Raw genomic sequence first — 22,031 nt, 5'->3', positions numbered from 1 at the left:
GCCGGAGGAAGAGTTCAGCCTCATGACCACACCGCCGCAATACCGCCCGGTACCCGCCCAGGTCGACCTGTCTGCCCTTGAGCACGGGGTCCTCGACTTCTGGCGCGAGAGCAAGATCTTCGCCAAGACCCTGGAGCAGTCCGAGGGCCGCCCCGAGTGGGTCTTCTACGAGGGCCCGCCCACCGCGAACGGCATGCCCGGTGCCCACCACATCGAGGCCCGCGTCTTCAAGGACGTCTTCCCCCGCTTCCGCACCATGCGCGGCTACCACGTGGCCCGCAAGGCCGGCTGGGACTGTCACGGCCTGCCCGTCGAGCTCGCCGTCGAGAAGGAGCTGGGCTTCAACGGCAAGCAGGACATCGAGGCGTACGGCATCGCCGAGTTCAACGCCAAGTGCCGCGAGTCCGTGACCCGCCACACCGACGCGTTCACCGAGCTCACGACCCGGATGGGCTACTGGGTCGACCTGGACGACGCCTACCGGACGATGGACCCCGAGTACATCGAGTCCGTGTGGTGGTCGCTGAAGGAGATCTTCGGCAAGGGCCTGCTGGTCCAGGACCACCGCGTCGCCCCCTGGTGCCCGCGCTGCGGCACCGGCCTCTCCGACCACGAGCTGGCGCAGGGCTACGAGACCGTCGTCGACCCCTCGGTCTTCGTCCGGTTCCCGCTGACCTCCGGCCCCCTCGCGGGCGAGGCCGCGCTGCTCGTCTGGACGACCACCCCGTGGACCCTGGTGTCCAACACGGCGGTCGCCGCGCACCCCGAGGTCACCTACGTCGTCGCCACGAACGGCGCCGAGAAGCTGGTCGTCGCCCAGCCGCTGCTGGAGAAGGCCCTCGGCGAGGGCTGGGAGGCCACCGGCGAGTCCTTCACGGGCAAGGAGATGGAGCGCTGGACGTACGAGCGTCCGTTCTCCCTGGTCGAGTTCCCGGAGCCGGCCCACTACGTCGTCAACGCCGAGTACGTGACGACCGAGGACGGTACGGGTCTGGTCCACCAGTCCCCCGCCTTCGGCGCCGACGACCTCGCGGTCTGCCGCGCCTACGGCCTGCCCGTCGTGAACCCGGTCCGCCCCGACGGCACCTTCGAGGAGGAGGTCCCGCTGGTCGGCGGCGTCTTCTTCAAGAAGGCCGACGAGAAGCTGACCGCCGACCTCGACGCGCGCGGCCTGCTCTTCAAGCACATCGCCTACGAGCACAGCTACCCGCACTGCTGGCGCTGCCACACGGCCCTGCTCTACTACGCGCAGCCGTCCTGGTACATCCGCACCACCGCCGTCAAGGACGCGATGCTGCGGGAGAACGAGAAGACGAACTGGTTCCCCGACTCGGTCAAGCAGGGCCGCTTCGGCGACTGGCTGAACAACAACATCGACTGGGCGCTGTCCCGCAACCGCTACTGGGGCACCCCGCTGCCGATCTGGCGCTGCGAGGAGAACCACCTCACCTGCGTCGGCTCCCGCGCCGAGCTGAGCGAGCTGACGGGATCGGACCTCTCGGCCCTGGACCCGCACCGCCCGTACATCGACGACGTGACCTTCACCTGCACGGCCGAGGGCTGCTCCCTGACCGCCGTGCGCGTGCCGGAGGTCATCGACGCCTGGTACGACTCGGGCTCGATGCCGTTCGCGCAGTGGGGCTACCCGTACAAGAACAAGGAGATCTTCGAGAAGCGCTACCCGGCGCAGTTCATCTCGGAGGCCATCGACCAGACCCGCGGGTGGTTCTACACCCTGATGGCGGTCGGCACCCTCGTCTTCGACAAGTCGTCCTACGAGAACGTGGTCTGCCTGGGCCACATCCTCGCCGAGGACGGCCGCAAGATGTCCAAGCACCTGGGCAACATCCTCCAGCCGATCCCGCTCATGGACCAGCACGGCGCGGACGCGGTGCGCTGGTTCATGGCGGCCGGCGGCTCCCCGTGGGCGGCGCGCCGCGTCGGCCACGGCACGATCCAGGAGGTCGTCCGCAAGACCCTCCTCACGTACTGGAACACGGTCGCCTTCCAGGCCCTGTACGCCCGTACGTCGAACTGGGCGCCCTCCGCGGCCGACCCGGCCCCGGCCGACCGCACGGTCCTCGACCGCTGGCTGCTCTCCGAGCTCCACACCCTCGTCTCCGAGGTCACGGACGCCATGGAGGCCTACGACACCCAGCGCGCGGGCAAGCTCCTCTCCGCCTTCGTGGACGACCTGTCCAACTGGTACGTCCGCCGCTCGCGCCGCCGCTTCTGGCAGGGCGACGCGGCGGCGCTGCGCACGCTGCACGACGTGGTCGAGACGGTGACCCGCCTGATGGCCCCGCTGACCCCCTTCATCACGGAGCGGGTCTGGCAGGACATGATCGCGCCGGTCACCCCGGAGGCCCCGGAGTCGGTGCACCTGTCCACGTGGCCCGAGGCGGACGCCTCCCAGGTGGACCGGAACCTGTCCCAGCAGATGCTGCTGGTGCGCCGCCTGGTCGAGCTGGGCCGTGCGACGCGCGCCGAGTCGGGCGTCAAGACCCGCCAGCCCCTCTCGCGGGCGCTGGTCGGCGCGGTGGGCTTCGAGGCCCTCTCCCCCGAGCTCCAGGCGCAGATCACGGAGGAGCTGAACGTCTCCTCGCTGGCGTCCCTCTCCGAGGTCGGCGGCTCCCTCGTCGACACGACGGCGAAGGCGAACTTCAGGGCACTGGGCAAGCGCTTCGGCAAGGGCGTCCAGGACGTGGCGAAGGCCGTGGCCGCGGCCGACGCGGCGGCCCTCTCCCTGGCCCTGCGCGCGGGCGAGGCCACGGTGGAAGTGAACGGCGAGACGGTGACCCTCACCCCGGAGGAGGTCATCATCACGGAGACCCCGCGCGAGGGCTGGTCCGTGGCGTCCGACTCGGGCGCGACGGTCGCCCTGGACCTGGAGATCACCCCGGAGCTGCGACTGGCCGGTCTCGCGCGTGACGCGATCCGCCTGATCCAGGAGGCCCGGAAGAACTCCGGCCTCGACGTGGCGGACCGCATCGCCCTGCGGTGGTCCTCCGCGGACCCGGAGGTCGTGACGGCCCTGACGGACCACGCGGCGCTCATCGCGGACGAGGTCCTGGCGACGGACTTCGCGTCGGGCGACGCGGACGCCACGTACGGCGACGCCTTCACGGACGAACCCCTCGGCCTGACGTTCCGCCTCCGCAAGGCGTAACGGCTCCCCTGCCTGTGGCCCGGCCCCCGCCGTGGGGTCCGGGCCACAGCCATGTCCTCTCCCCGCCCCACCCTTCCTCCGTTCCCCGGGGCTCCGCCCCGGACCCCGGTCCTCAAACGCCGGACGGGCTGAAAATGCCCGCAGCGGCGGATATCCAGCCTCGCCGGCGTTTGAGGCGCGGGGTCTGGGGCGGAGCCCCAGGGAACGGTGGAAGGGCGGGTAGGGGACAGGCCCCGCGCAGCGGCACCCACCAGCACCCGCGGACGCGCACGGGCACGCGAAACGGGCCGGGCCCGGTGCCCCCGAAGGGGTACCGGGCCCGGCCCGTGGCTGCCGACTGCGCGGCGGCGCCTAGTTGTCGTCCTCGTCGATCAGGAAGCCCCGCATGGGAGACGGCGCCTGCATCGGCTGCGGAGCCGCCGGCCGGACCGGAGCCATCGGCTGGGTCATCGCCGGGGACATCTGCTGCTGACCGCCGTAGGAGGGGCCACCCATCGGGGAGGGACCACCCATGGGGGACGGGCCGCTGCCCATCGACGGGCCGCCCATGGAGTGGCCCATGGCGCCGGCCGGAGCCATCGACGGGGACGGCGACGGCGGCAGCGCGGGACCGGCCGGACCGCGCGGCGGGGCCAGCGAGTCGTCGGCCTGGGTCTCCAGCTGGCGCAGCTGCGACTCCAGGTAGGACTTCAGACGCGTACGGTACTCACGCTCGAAGCCCCGCAGGTCCTCGACCTTGCGCTCCAGCGTGGCGCGGGCGGACTCCAGGGAGCCCATCGCGACGCGGTGCTTCTCCTGCGCGTCCCGCTCCAGCGCGTCGGCCTTGGCGCGGGCGTCCCGCTCCAGGCCCTCGGCGCGGCTGCGGGCCTCGCCGACGATCTTGTTGGCCTCGGAGCGGGCCTCTGCGATCGCCTGGTCGGCGGTCTGCTGCGCCAGCGACAGGACGCGGGCGGCGCTGTCGCCACCGGGGCCCTGCTGCGGGAGCTGCTGCTGCGGCTGACCCATCGGCTGCATCGGCTGACCCATGGGCTGCATCTGCTGGCCCATCGGCTGCATCTGCTGGCCCATGGGCTGCATCTGCTGGCCGAGCGGGTTCTGGCCGCCCATGGAGGGCTGGCCCATGCCCTGCTGACCCATGCCCTGCGGTCCGCCCATGGGGTGCTGCTGCATGGGGCCGCCCATCGGGCCCGGACCCTGGGGTCCGTGTCCGCCGGGGCCGGCCGGGAGCTGCGGCGGGCCGCCCGGCAGCTGCGGCGGGCCCATCTGGGGCTGCTGCGGCGGGCCGGATATGGCCGCGGGCACGGGGGCGCCGGGGCCGCCGGGGCCACGCTGGTCCTGGGGTTCCGGCTTGCGCATGCCCTGCTGCTGCTGGTTCTGCGCGGCGGCACGCGTGGCGGCAGCCAGCTTGGCGCGCAGGTCCTCGTTCTCGCGCAGCAGGCGCGTCAGCTCGGACTCGACCTCGTCGAGGAAGGCATCGACCTCGTCCTCGTCATAGCCTTCTCGGAGGCGGACGGTCGTGAACTGCTTGTTCCGCACGTCCTCGGGAGTCAGCGGCATGTCTTCTTCACCTCTACGTAGTCGTCGGCAGTCGGCAAGACCGTATCGGGACTGTCCCCGCGCGCGCGGAGAAGCTCATCGTTCACACGCTTCTCGCAGCGGTGCTCACGAAACTGATGAGGATGTAAACGATGATCATCAGAACGAAGAAGGACAGGTCGAGTGCCACGCCCCCGAGACGCAACGGCGGGATGAGCCGCCGAAGAAGCTTGAGCGGTGGATCGGTAAGAGTGTAGGTGGCCTCCAGGACGACCACCATCGCCTTGCCGGGTGTCCATGAACGTGCGAACTGGAACACGTAGTCCATGACCAGTCGGAAGATCAGCACGATGAGGAAGCACATCAGCGCGATGTAGACCACCTGTAGTGCGACGCCCATCCCGCGCTTCCCTCTCCCCGTTTCCCGCTCTGTTCCCGGTCCCGTATCTGACGGATCGGTCTAGCTTTGGTTGAAGAACCCGCCCTCCGCGATGCGGGCCTTGTCCTCCGCCGTGACATCGACGTTAGCAGGCGACAGCAGGAACACCTTCTGTGTCACGCGTTCAATGCTGCCGTGCAGACCGAAGACGAGTCCGGCGGCGAAGTCCACGAGACGCTTCGCATCCGTGTCGTCCATCTCCGTGAGATTCATGATCACCGGAGTGCCCTCACGGAAGTGTTCCCCGATGGTACGGGCCTCGTTGTAGGTCCGGGGGTGCAGCGTCGTGATGCGGTACGGCTCCCGCTCGGAGACGACCTTGGGCATGATCACGGGGGCGTTCTTCTCCAGGTTCGAGCGATCGGGTGTGATAGACGCCACGGGGGCGATTCGCGCAGGACGTCCATTTTCAACAGGAATTGAGACGGGTTCGCGCTGCGGCGGGGGCTGTACGGCTCGTACCGGTTCGTCCGATACGGGCGTTTGATGCACGGGCTGCTGTCGGCGATCCCGGTCCCGGGCCACGCGCTCCGGTTCCGGCTCGGGCTCGAACTCGTCGTCGGGGTCGTACCCCGGGTTGTCGTACCGGTCGTCCTCCACGAGGCCGAGGTAGACCGCCATCTTGCGCATCGCGCCGGCCATTCTCTGAGTCCTCCGCTCTGTGGTGGATCGCCCTGTCGCAGGTGCCGCCGTGTCACGAATGTCACCAACTGCCCGCGATCCACGCGGCCTGCCCGCCCATTTGCGGGAATGACCATATTTTCTGCTGTGGTTCGACTTTCTTCGCGACGTTACCCGAGCCGGGGTCTCGCGCCGAGTACCGCAGTGCCGACGCGTACATGTGTCGCACCGGCCGCAACGGCCTGTTCCAGGTCTGCGCTCATCCCGGCCGACACCATCGTGGCAGCAGGATGGTCCGCGCGCAGGCGGGATGACAATTCCATCAACCGCTCGAAAGCGGCCTGTTCGCGTCCCGCGTACTCGCCGGACAGCGGAGCGACCGTCATCAGCCCGTCGATCCGCAGCCCCGGCGCCTTCGCGACGAGGTCCGCCAGCTCCGCGAGCTGCTCCGGCGCCGCGCCGCCGCGGGACCCGCGCTCCCCCGACTCCGCGTCGAGGGCGATCTGTACGAGGCAGCCGAGCTCGCGCCCCGCTCCCTCCGCGGCCGCCGAGAGGGCGGTCACGAGCTTCGGACGGTCGACCGACTGCACCACGTGCGCGTATCCCGCCACGGAACGGACTTTGTTCGTCTGCAACTGTCCGACGAAGTGCCAGTTGAGCGGCAGATCCGCGCAGGCCGCCGCCTTGGGGGCGGCATCCTGGTCCCGATTCTCCGCAACATGGCGGATGCCCAGCTCCGCCAGCAGTCGTACGTCGCTCGCGGGGTAGGTCTTGGTGACCACGATGAGGGTCACCTCGTCCCGCTCGCGCCCCGCCGCCGCGCAGGCGGACGAGATGCGCTCCTCCACCCGCTCCAGGTTCTCGGCGAGTTCCGACTTACGATCCGTCATCAGTCCAACCAGACATATCCGGCAAGCCGCCCGGTCACCCGGTCACGGCGGTACGAGAAGTGGTCCCGTGACTCCAGTGTGCAGACCGGGGAACGGTGGACGTCCACCACCCCCGCCTCCGCGAGCTGCGCGTGCACCCCGGCGACCACGTCGACGGCCGGTGTCCCCCAGCTGGTCTCGGCCCGGGCGGCCGGCACCGCCTCGGCGACGGCCTCCCGCATCTCGGCGGGCACTTCGTAGCAGCGTCCGCAGATCGCCGGTCCGGTACGGGCGGTGATCCGGCCGGGCTCGGCGCCGAGGGCGACCATGGCCTCCAGTACTGCGGGCACCACTCCGGCGACCAGTCCGGGCCGCCCGGCGTGGGCGGCGCCCGCGACCCCGGCGACGGGGTCGGCGAGCAGGACGGGCGTGCAGTCCGCGGTGAGCACGGCGAGGGCCACCCCCCGACGGGCGGTCACCACCGCGTCCACGGCGGGGGCCACCGCGTCCGCACCCCAGGGTCCGGGGACCACCGCGACGTCCCGGCCGTGGACCTGGTTCATCCAGACCACGTGGTCCGGGTCCAGGCCCAGGGAGTTCGCGGCGAGTGCCCGGTTCGCCAGAACGGCGGCCGGGTCGTCTCCGACCGCGCCGCCGAGGTTGAGCTCTTCGTACGGAACGGCGCTCACTCCGCCCCACCTGTCGGTGAAGGCGAAGTGGGCGCCGCCCACGTGGTGCTGCTCCGGTGTCACTTCAAGAAGTCCGGTACGTCCAGTTCCTCGGCCGGGCTGTCCTGGTACGGACGGGCCGTCGGGACCTGCGGCGCGGGGGGCTCGACCATGGCCGGGGCCGGCTCGACCGGAACCGGGGGCTCCTCGCGCTGCGGGACCGTGCCGAGTCCACCGAAGGCCGGACGGACCGGCTCCGGCGCACGGACGGGGGCCGGGGCCGGCTCCTCGCGCTTCGTGGAAGCGGCGCCGATGACGTTGTCCCGGCGGGCCGGGGGCTGTCCGCCGTCGAACCCGGCCGCGATGACGGTGACCCGTACCTCGTCGCCGAGCGCGTCGTCGATGACGGCACCGAAGATGATGTTCGCCTCGGGGTGCGCGGCCTCGCTCACCAGCTGAGCGGCCTCGTTGATCTCGAAGAGACCGAGGTCCGATCCACCGGAGATGGAGAGCAGCACGCCGCGGGCGCCGTCGATGGACGCCTCCAGCAGCGGCGAGGAGATCGCCATCTCGGCGGCGGCCACGGCGCGGTCGTCGCCGCGGGCCGAGCCGATGCCCATCAGCGCCGAGCCGGCCTCCGACATCACGGACTTGACGTCGGCGAAGTCGAGGTTGATCAGGCCCGGGGTGGTGATGAGGTCGGTGATGCCCTGGACGCCCGACAGCAGGACCTGGTCGGCCGACTTGAAGGCGTCGAGGACGCTGACCTGGCGGTCCGAGATGGACAGCAGGCGGTCGTTGGGGATGACGATGAGGGTGTCGACCTCTTCGCGGAGCTCGGCGATGCCGTCCTCCGCCTGGTTCGCGCGGCGCCGGCCCTCGAAGGTGAACGGCCGGGTGACCACACCGATCGTCAGGGCGCCCAGCGAGCGCGCGATGTTGGCGACGACGGGTGCGCCGCCGGTGCCGGTGCCGCCGCCCTCACCGGCGGTCACGAAGACCATGTCGGCCCCCTTGAGGACCTCCTCGATCTCCTCGCGGTGGTCCTCTGCCGCCTTGCGACCGACGGCCGGATTTGCTCCGGCGCCGAGGCCCCGGGTGAGTTCACGGCCGACGTCGAGCTTGACGTCGGCGTCGCTCATCAACAGCGCCTGGGCGTCCGTGTTGATGGCGATGAACTCGACGCCCTTGAGACCGACCTCGATCATTCGGTTGATGGCATTGACACCACCGCCGCCGACACCGATGACCTTGATGACTGCGAGGTAGTTCTGCGGTGCTGCCACGTCGAAGGCCTCTCGCCTCGATTACGTGTCGCCGCCTCGCGGTCTGCGTTGCGACGACTGATGCCGAAATGGGGACGGTCCGAACGCGCCGACCCGAACCCTCACCCTGAAGTTTAGGGTTAGGGGTGTGTCTGTTCCTTGGACTCTTCCGAACAGGACACTAAGTCGACAAGTAGCGCGTGTTCAACGAACACGCCGAACCTCCCGTTTTTCTTTTCACCCTATGTGATCACCCGTATCGCTGGCCAACCAGGGTGCTCCGCTGTTCGACCGGGAGTCAACTCCCGGACACCGCCGGGGCGGTGGGAACGCTCACGTCGAAGTGACCGGCCTTGGGCGCGGCCTTGAGCAAAGCGGTCAGCGCACGCCCCTTCGCTTCGCTCTGTTCACCGCTCCCCCACGTCACGGACCGCCCCCCGGTGAGCTCCAGGACCACCGAATCGTACGAACCCACCTTGACCTGCACCGTCTGCTTCGAGACCGGCTCCGGGAGGGCTCCCGCGATGAGCACGGCCTCGTGCAGCAGCCGTTCCTCGTCGAAACGGCGGGCGCTCGGAGAGCCCCCCGCGTTCAATTCGAGGACCGGGACACCGGCCGGTGCTTTCGGAACCGTGTCGAAACGCACACCCGATGCGTCCACTTCCACGAAGTTGGCGTCCTTTTTGATGAGCAGGACCGGTTTGCGTTCCGTCACTTTCAGCCCGATTCCGTGCGGCCAGGCCCGCACCACGTCGACCGAATCGATGCGGGGCAGACGGCCGCGGACGCGGTCGGCGATCTCGTCGGTGTCCACGCCGACGAGGGGTGCGCCGACCGGCACCGCCGCCGCGGCGACGACCTGTTCGGGGGTCAGCACCTCGGTGCCGCCTGCGGTGACCTTCTCGACCCGCAGCCAGGAGGACCCGTAGAGCACCCAGGTGCCGCCCCCCGCGAGGAGCAGCGCGCAGGCGAGGGCGGCCAGCAGCACGGGGCCTCGGCGCATGCGCGCGCCGGGGCCCCGCGGGCCACCGCTCTTCGTCGACTTGGCGTGCTTCTCCGGCTTGGGTGGCTTGGGTGTCCTGGGCGGCTTCGGAGAGCCGGTGCTGCCCTTGCGGGCGGGCCGGTCAGAGCCCGGGTTGCCGCGCTGTGCGGTCGTCGCTCCGGCCACTCCTGTGCCTCCTGCCTCAGCGGCTGCTGTGCGCCGCGATCGCCTCGTACACCATCCCGACCAGCAGCTCGTCGGCGTCCCTGCGGCCGAACTCGCCTGCGGCGCGGGACATCTCGTACAGGCGGTGCGGATCGGACAGCACCGGGAGGACCTGGCCGAGCACCCACTCGGGCGTCAGTTCCGCGTCGTCCACGAGCAGGCCGCCGCCGGCCTTGACCACCGGCTGGGCGTTGAGCCGCTGTTCGCCGTTGCCGATCGGCAGCGGGACGTAGGCGGCGGGCAGCCCGACGGCGGAGAGTTCGGCGACGGTCATCGCGCCCGCGCGGCACAGCATCATGTCGGCGGCGGCGTACGCGAGGTCCATCCGGTCCACGTACGGTACCGGCACGTAGGGCGGCATCCCGGGCATGTTGTCGACACGCGGCAGTTCGTTCTTCGGGCCGACGGCGTGCAGGATCTGGATCCCGGAGCGCTGGAGGTTCGGGGCGACCTGCTGGATCGTCTCGTTGAGGCGGCGGGCGCCCTGCGAGCCGCCGGAGACCAGCAGCGTCGGCAGGTTGGGGTCCAGGCCGAAGGCGGCGCGCGCCTCGGGGCGTGCCGCGGCCCGGTCGAGGGTGGAGATGGAGCGGCGCAGCGGGATGCCCACGTAGCGGGCGCCGCGCAGCTTGCTGTCGGGGGTGGAGACCGCGACGGCGTGCGCGTAGCGGGAGCCGATCTTGTTGGCCAGTCCGGGGCGCGCGTTGGCCTCGTGGACGATGATCGGCACCCCGAGCCGCTTGGCCGCGAGATAGCCGGGCAGGGCCACGTAACCGCCGAAACCGACGACGCAGTCGGCCTTGGTGCGGATCAGGATCTCCTCGGCGGCCTTGATGGTGCCGCGCAGCCGCCCGGGGACGGTGATGAGTTCGGGCGTGGGCTTGCGGGGCAGCGGGACGGCGGGGATCAGCCCCAGCTCGTAGCCGCGTTCCGGCACCAGGCGGGTCTCAAGTCCGCGCTCGGTGCCGAGGGCGGTGATGCCCACTGAAGGGTCCTGCCTGCGCAGGGCGTCCGCGAGGGCGAGCGCCGGCTCGATGTGGCCGGCGGTCCCCCCACCGGCGAGTACGACATGCACCGAAATTCACCGCTCTCCGGACGGACGCCTCTTGACGCGCCGTCTCATCGACTTCCATCTCACCCCGGTCCGCCACCAGCCCGTCTTCGGCTGTCGCATCGCCAGGGCCGCGCGCGCCGCCGGCTCCTCCCGCGCGAAGGCGATGAGCAGTCCGACCGCGAACATGGTCGGCAGCAGGGCCGACCCTCCGTAGGAGAACAGCGGGAGCGGGACACCGGCGATCGGCAGCAGGCCGAGCACCGCACCGATGTTGATCACGGCCTGGGCCGTGATCCAGGTGGTCACGCCACCCGCGGCAAACCGTACGAAGGAGTCCTCCGTGCGTCCGGCCACGCGGATACCCGCATAGCCTAGAGCCGCGAACAGGGCGAGCACCGACAGCGTCCCCGCCAGACCCAGTTCCTCCCCGGTGATGGCGAAGATGAAGTCGGTGTGGGCTTCGGGTAGTTGGCCCCATTTTTCCACACTGGCACCCAGACCGGAACCAAACCACCCGCCGGATGCGAGGGCGTAGATTCCGTGGACGGCCTGCCAGCAGAGGTCGTTCTTGCCCGGGTCCGTCGCGCCGATGCACTCCAACCGGTCCATCCGGTGGGGGCTCGTCTTGATGAGCAGTGCGACGATCGCACCAGCGAAGACCAGTACGCCCACGAACATCCGCGTCGGAGCCCCCGCCAGCCACAGCAGGCCGAAGAGGATCGCGCCGAGGATCATCGCGGTTCCCATGTCCCCGCCCAGCATGATCAGCCCGAGCAGCAGGAAGGCCACCGGGACCAGTGGCACCAGCAGGTGCTTCCACTGGCTGAGCAGCCCCTTGTCGCCCTTGCGCGCCAACAGGTCGGCGCCCCACAGGATCAGTGCGAGCTTGCCGAACTCACTGGGCTGCAACATGAACGGACCACCAAGGGAGATCCAATTCTGGTTGCCGTTGATGGACACCCCTATCCCGGGGATCTGGACCAGGACCATCAGGAAGAGCGTGCCGGCGAGCACCGGATAGGACAGCGCCCGGTGGAGTTTGACGGGCATCCGGGAGGCTACGAGCATCAGTCCGGTGCCGATGAGGGCCGCGAGGAACTGCTTCTTGAAGAAGTAGGCGTCGCCCAGGCCGAGCTGGAGCGCCTTGATCATGGAGGCCGAGTAGACCATCACCAGGCCGAGCACGGTGATGAGCAGCGAACTGCCGAAAATCAGGTAATACGCCGTGAGTGGCCGGTCCCAGGCCTTGCGCAACTTCCGCTGCGTACGCCGGATCCCGGCCAGCGGCCCGCGCCCGGCGGGCCGCTTCGGGCTCGCCGCCGGGCGCTTGCGGCCCTGCGCCCTCAGGACGGAAGGCCGCCGTCCCGGCAGCATCTGTTTGGCCGGCATCTGTGATCTTCCCCTCCACTCGTACGAAGCGAGCCGCCGGCCGGAGGGAACCTCTCCCGGAGCCCCCGGCCTAGGCCGTGTTCGCGGCGCTCTCGGCGGCCAGTTCGCGCACCGCGTCGGCGAACGCGTCCCCACGCTCCTTGTAGTTCGCGAACATGTCCATCGAGGCACAGCCGGGCGCCAGCAGGACCGTGTCGCCGCGCTCGGCGAGCCGGGCCGCTTCCCGGACGGCTGCGAGCATCGCCCCAGTGTCGGTCCGGTCGAGGTCGACGACCGGGACCTCGGGCGCGTGTCGCGCCAACGCCTCGGCGATCAGCGCCCGGTCGGCGCCCATCAGCACGGCGGCGCGCAGCCGCTTCGCCGCCTTCTGGACGAGCTCGTCGAAGGTGGCGCCCTTGGCGAGGCCGCCGGCGATCCAGACGACCGGCTCGAAGGAGGCGAGGGAGGCCTCGGTGGCGTGCGTGTTGGTGGCCTTGGAGTCGTCGATGTAGGTGACCCCGTCGACCTCGTCCACGTACGCGACGCGGTGGGCGTCGGGGCGGAAGTCGCGCAGCCCGTCGCGGACCGCACGCGGCTCCACGCCGAAGGCGCGGGCCAGGGCCGCGGCGGCGAGCGCGTTGGCGATGTTGTGCGGGGCGGGCGGGTTGACGTCCTCGACGTGCGCGAGTTCCTGGGCGTTCTTCTGCCGGTTCGGGGCGAAGGCGCGGTCGACGAGGATGCCGTCGACGACGCCGAGCATGGAGGGGCCGGGGGCGCCGAGGGTGAAGCCGATGGCGCGGCAGCCCTCTTCGACGTCGGCCTCCACGACCAGGTCCTCGGTGGCCTTGTCCGCCACGTTGTAGACGCAGGCCACGGTGTTGCCCTCGTAGATCCGGCCCTTGTCGGCGGCGTACGCCTCCATCGAGCCGTGCCAGTCGAGGTGGTCCGGGGCCAGGTTGAGGACGGCCGCGGAGTGGACGCGCAGCGAGGGCGCCCAGTGCAGCTGGTAGCTGGAGAGCTCGACGGCGAGTACGTCGTACGCCTGCTCGCCGAGGACCACGTCGATGATCGGGGTGCCGATGTTCCCGACGGCCGCGGTGCGGAGCCCTGCGGCCTTCAGGATCGACGCCAGCATCTGGGTGGTGGTGGTCTTGCCGTTCGTCCCGGTGATGGCGAGCCACTCGGCTACGCCGGGCACGGGCATCGCTGAAGCCTGCGCCGCGTCGGCGGTGCCCGGTGCGGTCTCCGCGGCCGAGCGGGCGGCGCGGAGTTCCGCGCCCGCCTCGCGCAGCCGCCAGGCGATTTCCACGTCGCCCACGACGTCCACGCCGGCCTTGGCGGCCTCCAGGAAGAGCGGGCTGTCGGGCTTCCAGCCCGGCGACGTGACGACCAGCTCGGTGCCCTCGGGGAGGGTTTCTCCGGCCTTGGCGCCGCCCTCCAGGTGGCCCAGGCGGACCTCGATGCCCAGTTCCGCGAGCTCGGCGGCCTTCGCGCGGTGCGCGTCGCCGTCGCCGTTGTCGACGACGGTCACGGCCGCGCCGAGCCGGGCCAGGGCCCGGGCGGCGCTGATGCCGCTGATGCCCAGGCCCGCCACGGTGATCCGGCCGGGCAGACCGAACCGGCCCAAGGCGTCGGGGCCGAGCGCCTCGGCCAGATCGGTGGTGCTCACTTGTCGGCTGCCCATCCCGCGTAGAAGAGACCGAGACCCACGATGACGCACATGCCCTGGATGATCCAGAAGCGCACGACGACGAGGACTTCGGACCAGCCCTTGAGTTCGAAGTGGTGCTGCAGCGGTGCCATCCGGAAGACGCGCTTGCCGGTCAGCTTGAAGGAGCCGACCTGGATGACGACCGACATGGTGATGAGGACGAAGAGGCCGCCGAGCAGGGCGATCAGGAACTCCGTACGGGAGCAGATCGCGAGGCCGGCGAGCGCGCCGCCGAGCGCCAGCGAACCGGTGTCGCCCATGAAGATCTTGGCGGGCGAGGTGTTCCACCACAGGAAGCCGAAGCAGGCGCCCATGAGGGCCGACGCGACGACCGCGAGGTCGAGGGGGTCGCGCACCTCGAAGCACGCGTTGGGGTTGGTCAGCGTGGCCGCGTTGGCACAGGACTCCTGGAACTGCCACACACCGATGAAGGTGTACGCGCCGAAGACCATCACCGCGGCGCCGGTGGCCAGGCCGTCGAGGCCGTCGGTGAGGTTCACGCCGTTGGACATCGCCAGGATCATGAACAGCGCCCAGACCACGAACAGCACCGGGCCGATCGACCAGCCGAAGTCCGTGACGAACGACAGCTTGGTGGAGGCCGGGGTGAGCCCGCGCGAGTCCTTGAACTGGAGGGCGAGCACCGCGAAGGCGATGCCGACGATCAGCTGGCCGGACATCTTGGCCTTGGCGCGCAGACCCAGAGAGCGGCGCTTGACGATCTTGATGTAGTCGTCCAGGTAGCCGACCAGGCCCATGCCCGCCATCAGGAACAGGACGAGCAGGCCCGAGAAGGTCGGCTCACTGCCCGTGATGACCTTCGTCAGGACGTACGCGACGATCGTGGCCAGGATGAAGGAGATACCGCCCATGGTGGGCGTGCCCTTCTTGCCCGCGTGGCCGCGGGGGCCGTCGTCGCGGATGAACTGGCCGTAGCCCTTGCGGGCCAGCAGCTTGATGAGCAGCGGGGTGCCGATGACCGTGAGGAACATGCCGATGACACCGGCGAACAGGATCTGCCTCATCGGCCGGCGACCTCGCCCTCGAGCAGCGCCAGCGCCACCCGTTCCAGACCGACCGACCTGGAAGCCTTCACCAGCACGACGTCCCCCGGGCGCAGTTCACTGCGCAACAGGTCGACCGCCGCCTGCGCGTCGGACACGAGCACCGACTCCTCACCCCACGAACCCTCGTTATATGCGCCCAGTTGCAGCCAGGACGCTTCCCTGCCCCCGACTGCGACGAGCTTGCTCACGTTGAGCCGGACGGCGAGCCGTCCCACCGCGTCGTGCTCGGCCAGCGATTCGTCACCGAGTTCGGCCATGCGACCGAGCACCGCCCACGTGCGCCCCCCGTTCGCCCTGGCCGGGCCGCCCATCGCGACAAGTGCGCGCAGTGCGGCCCGCATGGACTCGGGATTCGCGTTGTAGGCGTCGTTGACGATCGTCACACCGTCCGCCCGCTCGGTGACTTCCATCCGCCACCGCGACAGCGTGCCCGCCCCGGAGAGCGCTGTGGCGATCTCCTCGACGGACATTCCCAGTACATGGGCTACGGCGGCCGCGGCGAGCGCGTTCGACACGTGGTGCTCACCGTACAGCCGCAAGGTCACATCGCTGCACCCGGTCGGTGTGTGGAGTGTGAAGGCGGGCTGTCCCGAGGGTGTCATCCGGACCTCGGTGGCCCGGACTTCGGCGTCGTCGGCCTCACCGAAGAGGACGGTACGGGCCTTGGTGCGGGCGGACATGGCGCGCACCAGCGGATCGTCCGCGTTGAGGACGGCGATGCCGCCGTCGGCCTCGGCCGGCAGGGCCTCGACCAGCTCTCCCTTGGCCTGGGCGATCTGCTCGCGGCCGCCGAACTCGCCGATGTGGGCGGTGCCGACGTTGAGGACGAGGCCGATCCGCGGCGGGGTCAGGCCGGTGAGGTAGGCGATGTGGCCGATCCCGCGGGCCCCCATCTCCAGTACCAGGTGGCGGGTTTCGGGGGTGGCCTTGAGCGCGGTGAGCGGCAGGCCGATCTCGTTGTTGAGGGAACCGGGTGTCCACACCGTGGGCGCGTGCGTCTGCAGCACCTGGGCGATGAGGTCCTTGGTGGAGGTCTTCCCGGCGGAACCGGTCAGGGCCACCACGTCGGTGCCGAGCCGCCCGACGACGGCGCGGGCGAGGGCGCCGAGCGCCTTCTCCACGTCGGGGACGACGATGGCGGGCACGCCGACCGGCCGGGCCGCGAGGACGGCCGCGGCTCCGGCGGCGACCGCGCGCTCGGCGTAGTCGTGGCCGTCGACGTGCTCGCCCTCGAAGGCGGCGAACAGGCTGCCGGCCTCCACCTGGCGGGAGTCGATGACCACGGGCCCGCTGATCCGCACCGACGGATCCGGTATGTCGTGGGGCCGCCCGCCGGTGATGTCGGCGATCTCGGCGAGGGAAAGGGCGATCACTGGTCCACCTCTGCCTGTTCCTGGCGTTCGATCGCGGCGCGGAGCACCTCGCGGTCGTCGAAGGGGCGTACGACCCCTGCGGTGTCCTGACCCTGCTCGTGGCCCTTGCCGGCCACGAGCACGGTGTCACCGGGCTCGGCGCGCGCGACGGCGGCGGCGATGGCCGCGGCCCGGTCGGCGTCGACGAGGACGGTGCCCCGCTCGGCGGGCGGTACGGACACCGCGCCCTCGAACATCGCGGCGAGGATCTTGAGGGGGTCCTCGGAGCGCGGGTTGTCGGAGGTCAGGACGGCCACGTCGGCGTACCGGGCGGCCGCGGCGCCCATCGGGGCGCGCTTTGTGGTGTCGCGGTCACCGCCGCAGCCGAGCACGATGTGCAGCTTGCCGGTGGTGACCTCGCGCAGCGCGCGCAGCACCGACTCCACGGCGTCCGTCTTGTGGGCGTAGTCGACGACGGCCAGGTACGGCTGTCCCGCGTCCACCCGCTCCAGCCGGCCGGGGACCCCGGGGACCGCGGCGACGCCGTCGGCGGCGGTCTGCGGGTCGAGGCCGGCGGCGGCGAGCGTGACGATCGCGGCGACGGTGTTGGCGACGTTGAACGGGCCGGGCAGCGGGGCGGTGGCCCGTACGCGCTGTCCTTCGGGGCCCAGCAGGGTCAGCGTGGAGCTCGCCGGCCCGAAGACCACGTCCTCGGCACGCCAGTCCGCGGCCGGGTCGCCCACCGCGGAGAAGGTGACGACCGGGACGGTCGCCTCCTTGGTGAGGCGGCGGCCGTACTCGTCGTCGAGGTTGACCACGCCCAGGCGGGCGCGGCGGGGGGTGAAGAGCCCCGCCTTCGCCTGGAAGTAGTCGTCCATGTCGGTGTGGAACTCCATGTGTTCCGGGCTCAGGTTGTTGAAGACGGCGACGTCGAAGACGCAGCCGTCGACCCGGCCGAGCACCAGGGCGTGGCTGGAGACCTCCATGGCGACGGCCTCGACCCCGCGTTCGCGCATGACCGCGAAGAGGGCCTGGAGGTCGGTGGCCTCGGGGGTGGTCCGCTCGGACTTGATGCGCTCGTCGCCGATGCGCATCTCGACGGTGCCGACGAGCCCTGTGCGGCGGCCCGCGGCGCGCAGGCCGCCTTCGACGAGGTACGCCGTGGTGGTCTTGCCGGAGGTGCCGGTGATCCCGATCTGGAGCAGGTCCTCACCGGGACTGCCGTAGATGGCGGCGGCGAGCTCGCCCATCCGGCCGCGCGGGTCGTCGACGGTCAGGACGGGCAGTCCGGTGGCGGCCGCGCGCTCCTGCCCCGCGGGGTCGGTCAGCACGGCGGCGGCGCCGAGGCCGGCGGCCTGGGCGGCGTAGTCGGCGCCGTGCGCCCGTTCTCCGGCGAGGGCCGCGTACAGGTCGCCCGGGCGGACCGCACGGGAATCGTGCGTGATGCCGGTGATCGTCGCGGCGGCCGGTTCGGGCAGCCCCAGCAGGGCTGCCAGCTCGCCGAGCGCGGTCTGGCGGACGGACTCGGGCCGCGGCGCTCCCGGCGGCACTGCCGGGGCGTCCTTCTGGGCGGTTCTGGGCTGATCAGCGTGGGGCACGGCGGTGAGCGTACCGGGCGTGGCGGGCCGCCCGCGAAGCGAGGGCCCCGCCTCCGCGCCGTCGGCCGACTGGTTCCCTGGTTTCGGGGTGATCGTTGTCACTGGTGGTGCCTCACGCTCTTCGGGCCTGGACGGCCGGTCACCGGCCCGGCTGCGCAGCGGGCTGCGGGCCGGGTTCGTAGGTGACCGGAAGTCCGGCGGGGGCGGTTCCGGTGGGGGCGACTTGGAGGGTCTTGAGGGCGAACTCCATGACCTTCTTGTAGATGGGGCCACAGATCTGGCCGCCGAAGTAGCTGCCCTTGGTGGGGTTCTGGATGGCGCAGTAGACGGTGATCCGGGGGTTGTCGGCCGGTGCGAAACCGGCGAAGGAGGCGGTGTAGCCCTTGTAGCGGCCGGTGGCCGGATCCACCCGGTTGGAGGTGCCGGTCTTGCCGCCGACCCGGTAACCGGGGATCTTCGCCTTGGTCCCGGTGCCCTCCTGGTCGTCTACCACCGATTCGAGCATCTCGGCCAGGGTCTTGGCGGTCTCCTTGCTGATGACCTGGTTCTGCTCGGGTGCCGGGGCGGGCGTGAAGCGGCCGTCGGGGCCCTTGGTGCCCCGCACGAGCGTCGGCTCGATGCGGACGCCGCCGTTGGCGATGGTCGAGTACACGGAGGCCGCCTGCATGGCGTTGAGGGACAGGCCCTGGCCGAAAGGAATCGTGTACTGCTGGGAGGTGGACCAGTCCTCGGGCTTGGCGAGGATGCCCCGGGACTCGCCGGGGTAGTTCAGGCCGGTGGGCCTGCCGATGCCGAACTTGGTCAGGTAGGAGTACAGGACCCTGTTGGCCTCGGGCTGGGTGGGGCCGAGCTGGCCGGTGGCCAGGATCGTGCCGATGTTCGAGGACTTGGCGAGGACCCCGTTGAGGGTCAGGTACCAGGTCGGGTGGTCGATGTCGTCCTTGAAGAGCCGGTCGCCGCGGTGCAGCCGGTTGGGGACCTCGACGTGGGTCTCCGGCGTGGCCTTCTTCTCCTCCAGTACGGCGGCCATCGACATCACCTTGGCGGTGGAGCCGGGCTCGTACACGTCCTGGAGTGCGGCGTTGCCCATGGCTGCGGAGCGGGCCCGGGTCAGGTCGTTGGGGTCGAAGCCGGGGGCGTTGGCCATGGCCAGCACCTCGCCGGTGCGGGTGTCCTGGACGACGACGTAGCCGCGGTCGGCGCCGGACTTCTCGACCTGCTCGGCGATGGCGCTCTGCGCGGCCCACTGGATGTCGCGGTCGATGGTCAGCTCGATGTCCTCGCCGGGCACGGCGGGCTTCTCGCTGGAACCGGCCGTGGGGACCTTGCGGCCGCCGGACTGGGCGTAGGTGATCTCCCCGTCCTTGCCGGACAGCTTCTTGTCGAGGGAGGACTCCAGCCCGCCGGCACCCTTGCCGTCGGCGTTGACGTAACCCAGTATCCCGGCGGCGAGGTCGCCGTTCGGGTACACGCGCTTGCTGCTGTCCTCCTTGAACACGCCCGCCAGGACGTTGGCGCCGGGGCCGTTGTTCCTCTTGTCGGCCGCCGCCTTGTCGGCGAAGACCCGCTTGAGGTCCTTGATCTGGTTCCAGACCTGCGGGGTCTGCCGGTGGGCCAGGACCACGTAGCGGGAGTTCTTGGTCTTCAGCTTGCCGGTGAGCGCCTTGGCGTCCGCGCCGAGGATGGGCGCGAGGAGGGCGGCGGCCTGCTCGGGGGCGTCCGGGGCCTTGCTCTCCTGCGGGGTGAACATCTTCGGGTCGGCGGTGATGTCGTACGCGTCGACGCTGGTGGCCAGGGCCACGCCCTTGCGGTCGGTGATCTCCCCGCGCTCGGCGGCCAGTTTGACGCTGGTGTAGCGGTTCTTGGAGGCCTCGGCGGAGAAGGCGGAGGCGTCGACGGCCTGCACCTGGAGCAGGCGGACGACGAAGGCGACCATGACCAGGGTCAGGCCGACGCCGACGAGGCGCAGCCGGGGGCGGGGGCTGCCGAGCCGGATGGTGTGCGGTTTGCGCTGCGGGGTGGGGCGGCGGGTCGCGGGCCGCGAGGCGGGCCGGGCCGTGGCGCCGCTCCTCGGCCTCCCGGGCCCGGGGACCCGCCGCGGGTCCCGCGGCGCGGGGCTCACGCGGCCACCGCCTGCGGCTGCGCCGCGGGCCCGAGGGTGTGGCGCCGCTGCGCAAGCGACTCCGGGCTCCGCCCGGGCACCTCGGGGCTCCGCCCCGGACCCCGCTCCTCAAACGCCGGAGGGGCTGGATTTCGCCCCATGCCTCCGGTTGTCCGCGACTCGACCGCCCGCAGGGCGGATCCAGGCCCGACCCGGGCCCTCTCCAGCACCGCCGGGCCGTTTCCCGGCCCCGCCGGGGGACACTTCAGCCCCGCCGGCGTGTGAGGCGCGGGGGTCTGGGAGCGGAGGCCCCGGGGGGTCCGGGCGGAGCCCGGGGAACGGGGGAAGGGCGGGGTGGGAAAAGGCCCCGCAGGGATCCGCGTCACGACGTCACCTTCCAGGAGTCTGGTTCGGCTGCGGCGAGGCGCCCGGAGCGCCGGAGGGGGCGGGCTGCTGGCCCGCCGGCTGGTTCTGGCCGGCCTGGGCCGGGGGCTGCGGCTGGGCGGCCGGGGCGGCGGCGGACGGCGAGGGCGACGGAGCCGGCGGGGGCTCCGCTTCGGCGGCGGTGCCCGCCACCTTGCCGTCCGCGCCGATGAAGACCGGGCTGCCGCCCGGGACCAGGCCCAGCTCCTGCGCCCGCCGCTGCAGGGCGTCCGGCGCCGAGTACCCGTCCACGTCCCGCTGGAGCGCCTGCTCCTCGTCCGTGAGGGCGGTGGTCTCCTTCTTCAGCTTCGAAAGCTGGAAGGAGCCCTCGTTCAGCGCCGAGTTCAGCAGCAGCAGGCTGATCAGGCCGCCGGCCAGCAGGGCCACGACCAACAGCACGAACGGCGTCCGCGCGGCCTGCCCTCCCTGCCGGGCGGGCCGGACGGGCCGGGCGGGCTGCCGGACGGGCCGGGCAGCGCGGACCGGCCGCCCGCCGAGCGCCCGGCGCGTCAGCGTCGCGAACTTCCCCGGCCCGGCCCCGGCCCCGGCCCCGGCGGCCTTCGTCACAGCCGCGCCTCCCGGATGCGCTCGACCCCGCGGAACCTCGCCGGCGCGGCCCGCCGGTTCTCGGCGACCTCCTCCTCCGTCGGCAGTTCCGCCCCGCGCGTCAGCAACTTCAGCTTCGGCTGGTACTTCTCCGGCACCACCGGCAGCCCCGGCGGGGCCGTGGAGGTGGCTCCCTCCGCGAAGACCTGCTTCACCAGGCGGTCCTCCAGCGAGTGGTACGAGAGCACGGCGATCCGTCCGCCGACCGCGATCCGGTCCACCGCCGCGGGAATGGCCTTCTCCAGACCGGACAGTTCCCCGTTGACCTCGATGCGCAGGGCCTGGAACGTCCGCTTGGCGGGGTTGCCGCCGGTCCGCTTCGCCGCCTGCGGCAGCGAGTCGCGGATCAGCTCCACCAGCCGGGCGCTGTTCGTGAACGGCTCCTTCTCCCGCTCCCGGACGATCGCCGACACGATCCGCTTGGCCTGCTTCTCCTCGCCGTACTGGCGCAGGATCCGTACGAGCTCGCCCGGCGCGTAGGTGTTGAGCACCTCGGCGGCGCTGATGCCCGTCGTCTGGTCCATGCGCATGTCGAGCGGGGCGTCCTGCGCGTAGGCGAACCCGCGGTCGGCCTCGTCGAGCTGCATGGAGGAGACGCCGAGGTCGAAGAGGATGCCCTGGACCGCGGGGATGCCCAGTCCGTCGAGGACCTCGGCCAGGTCGGCGTAGATCGCGTGGACGAGGGTGGCCCGGTCGCCGAAGGGCGCGAGGCGCTCGCCGGAGAGCCGCAGGGCCTCCTTGTCGCGGTCGAGGCCGATCAGGTGCGCCTCGGGGAATCGGGTCAGCAGGGCCTCGCTGTGGCCGCCGAGGCCGAGGGTGCAGTCGACGACGACGGCCCCCGGCTTCTGCAGCGCCGGGGCCAACAGGTCCAGGCACCGCTGGAGCATCACCGGGACATGTCGGGACTCGCTGGTCAAAGCGCCCTCTCAGATAACGGCGCGGCAGGCATACGCCGCGCCGCGCACGCGGAGTGTTACCAG

The 22,031-nt window shown here is 71.2% G+C and carries 17 protein-coding genes; 1 reads left to right on the top strand and 16 read right to left on the bottom strand.

Going from position 1 to position 22,031, the window contains the following annotated elements:
* The first annotated feature begins 22 nt into the window (after positions 1 to 22).
* On the top strand, positions 23 to 3,169 hold the full coding sequence (ileS, locus tag ACIQ5Y_RS29725) for an isoleucine--tRNA ligase (RefSeq protein WP_403887085.1): 3,147 nt from the start codon (positions 23 to 25) through the stop codon (positions 3,167 to 3,169).
* Positions 3,170 to 3,520: 351 nt separating this feature from the next.
* Here the strand turns inward: ileS and ACIQ5Y_RS29720 are convergent, their stop codons facing one another.
* The 16 genes from ACIQ5Y_RS29720 to rsmH form a co-directional block, all read right to left on the bottom strand.
* Positions 3,521 to 4,726, bottom strand: coding sequence for a DivIVA domain-containing protein (locus ACIQ5Y_RS29720; RefSeq protein ID WP_403887082.1), 1,206 nt, complete (start codon positions 4,724 to 4,726; stop codon positions 3,521 to 3,523).
* Between the two features lie 82 nt (positions 4,727 to 4,808).
* Positions 4,809 to 5,105: a YggT family protein gene (locus ACIQ5Y_RS29715; RefSeq protein ID WP_384593323.1), complete on the bottom strand. Its 297-nt coding sequence runs from the start codon at positions 5,103 to 5,105 to the stop codon at positions 4,809 to 4,811.
* 60 nt (positions 5,106 to 5,165) lie between these two features.
* The gene (locus ACIQ5Y_RS29710) at positions 5,166 to 5,786 is read right to left on the bottom strand and encodes a cell division protein SepF (protein WP_384593326.1); all 621 of its coding nucleotides are present in this window, start codon (positions 5,784 to 5,786) and stop codon (positions 5,166 to 5,168) included.
* A gap of 149 nt (positions 5,787 to 5,935) precedes the next feature.
* Positions 5,936 to 6,655: a YggS family pyridoxal phosphate-dependent enzyme gene (locus ACIQ5Y_RS29705; protein WP_403887077.1), complete on the bottom strand. Its 720-nt coding sequence runs from the start codon at positions 6,653 to 6,655 to the stop codon at positions 5,936 to 5,938.
* On the bottom strand, positions 6,655 to 7,386 hold the full coding sequence (gene pgeF, locus ACIQ5Y_RS29700) for a peptidoglycan editing factor PgeF (protein ID WP_403887074.1): 732 nt from the start codon (positions 7,384 to 7,386) through the stop codon (positions 6,655 to 6,657). Before pgeF ends, ACIQ5Y_RS29705 begins: the two co-directional genes overlap by 1 nt.
* Positions 7,383 to 8,588, bottom strand: a complete 1,206-nt coding sequence (ftsZ, locus tag ACIQ5Y_RS29695; RefSeq protein WP_403887071.1) for a cell division protein FtsZ — start codon at positions 8,586 to 8,588, stop codon at positions 7,383 to 7,385. Before ftsZ ends, pgeF begins: the two co-directional genes overlap by 4 nt.
* Before the next feature lie 277 nt (positions 8,589 to 8,865).
* Positions 8,866 to 9,735: a cell division protein FtsQ/DivIB gene (locus ACIQ5Y_RS29690; RefSeq protein WP_403887068.1), complete on the bottom strand. Its 870-nt coding sequence runs from the start codon at positions 9,733 to 9,735 to the stop codon at positions 8,866 to 8,868.
* 16 nt (positions 9,736 to 9,751) lie between these two features.
* Positions 9,752 to 10,846, bottom strand: coding sequence for an undecaprenyldiphospho-muramoylpentapeptide beta-N-acetylglucosaminyltransferase (murG, locus tag ACIQ5Y_RS29685; protein ID WP_403887065.1), 1,095 nt, complete (start codon positions 10,844 to 10,846; stop codon positions 9,752 to 9,754).
* Between the two features lie 6 nt (positions 10,847 to 10,852).
* Positions 10,853 to 12,214 (bottom strand): putative lipid II flippase FtsW, encoded by a 1,362-nt coding sequence (gene ftsW, locus ACIQ5Y_RS29680; RefSeq protein ID WP_403887062.1) that lies wholly within the window; start codon positions 12,212 to 12,214, stop codon positions 10,853 to 10,855.
* A gap of 70 nt (positions 12,215 to 12,284) precedes the next feature.
* Positions 12,285 to 13,877, bottom strand: coding sequence for a UDP-N-acetylmuramoyl-L-alanine--D-glutamate ligase (gene murD, locus ACIQ5Y_RS29675; protein WP_403887059.1), 1,593 nt, complete (start codon positions 13,875 to 13,877; stop codon positions 12,285 to 12,287).
* The gene (mraY, locus tag ACIQ5Y_RS29670; protein WP_376660688.1) at positions 13,859 to 14,929 is read right to left on the bottom strand and encodes a phospho-N-acetylmuramoyl-pentapeptide-transferase; all 1,071 of its coding nucleotides are present in this window, start codon (positions 14,927 to 14,929) and stop codon (positions 13,859 to 13,861) included. Before mraY ends, murD begins: the two co-directional genes overlap by 19 nt.
* On the bottom strand, positions 14,926 to 16,344 hold the full coding sequence (murF, locus tag ACIQ5Y_RS29665) for a UDP-N-acetylmuramoyl-tripeptide--D-alanyl-D-alanine ligase (protein WP_403887055.1): 1,419 nt from the start codon (positions 16,342 to 16,344) through the stop codon (positions 14,926 to 14,928). The genes mraY and murF overlap by 4 nt, the downstream gene beginning before the upstream one ends.
* Positions 16,341 to 18,023 (bottom strand): UDP-N-acetylmuramoyl-L-alanyl-D-glutamate--2,6-diaminopimelate ligase, encoded by a 1,683-nt coding sequence (locus tag ACIQ5Y_RS29660; protein ID WP_403887052.1) that lies wholly within the window; start codon positions 18,021 to 18,023, stop codon positions 16,341 to 16,343. The genes murF and ACIQ5Y_RS29660 overlap by 4 nt, the downstream gene beginning before the upstream one ends.
* 37 nt (positions 18,024 to 18,060) lie before the next feature.
* Complete coding sequence (locus ACIQ5Y_RS29655) at positions 18,061 to 20,043, bottom strand: peptidoglycan D,D-transpeptidase FtsI family protein (RefSeq protein ID WP_403887049.1); 1,983 nt, start codon at positions 20,041 to 20,043, stop codon at positions 18,061 to 18,063.
* Between the two features lie 369 nt (positions 20,044 to 20,412).
* Positions 20,413 to 20,958: a hypothetical protein gene (locus ACIQ5Y_RS29650; RefSeq protein ID WP_403887183.1), complete on the bottom strand. Its 546-nt coding sequence runs from the start codon at positions 20,956 to 20,958 to the stop codon at positions 20,413 to 20,415.
* Positions 20,959 to 21,008: 50 nt separating this feature from the next.
* Entirely contained in the window at positions 21,009 to 21,968 is a 960-nt protein-coding gene (gene rsmH, locus ACIQ5Y_RS29645) for a 16S rRNA (cytosine(1402)-N(4))-methyltransferase RsmH (protein ID WP_403887046.1), read from the bottom strand.
* Positions 21,969 to 22,031: the final 63 nt, after the last annotated feature.

This window comes from Streptomyces sp. NPDC096339, from assembly GCF_044762985.1.
Classification (GTDB): Bacteria; Actinomycetota; Actinomycetes; order Streptomycetales; family Streptomycetaceae; genus Streptomyces.
This window is presented reverse-complemented; position numbering and strand designations above follow the sequence as displayed.

Coding starts and splice junctions, on each gene's coding strand:
- ileS (WP_403887085.1), top strand. CDS start 23: ATGACCACACCGCCGCAATACCGCCCGGTACCCGCCCAGGTCGACCTG.
- ACIQ5Y_RS29720 (WP_403887082.1), bottom strand. CDS start 4,726: ATGCCGCTGACTCCCGAGGACGTGCGGAACAAGCAGTTCACGACCGTC.
- ACIQ5Y_RS29715 (WP_384593323.1), bottom strand. CDS start 5,105: ATGGGCGTCGCACTACAGGTGGTCTACATCGCGCTGATGTGCTTCCTC.
- ACIQ5Y_RS29710 (WP_384593326.1), bottom strand. CDS start 5,786: ATGGCCGGCGCGATGCGCAAGATGGCGGTCTACCTCGGCCTCGTGGAG.
- ACIQ5Y_RS29705 (WP_403887077.1), bottom strand. CDS start 6,655: ATGACGGATCGTAAGTCGGAACTCGCCGAGAACCTGGAGCGGGTGGAG.
- ftsW (WP_403887062.1), bottom strand. CDS start 12,214: ATGCCGGCCAAACAGATGCTGCCGGGACGGCGGCCTTCCGTCCTGAGG.
- murD (WP_403887059.1), bottom strand. CDS start 13,877: ATGGGCAGCCGACAAGTGAGCACCACCGATCTGGCCGAGGCGCTCGGC.
- mraY (WP_376660688.1), bottom strand. CDS start 14,929: ATGAGGCAGATCCTGTTCGCCGGTGTCATCGGCATGTTCCTCACGGTC.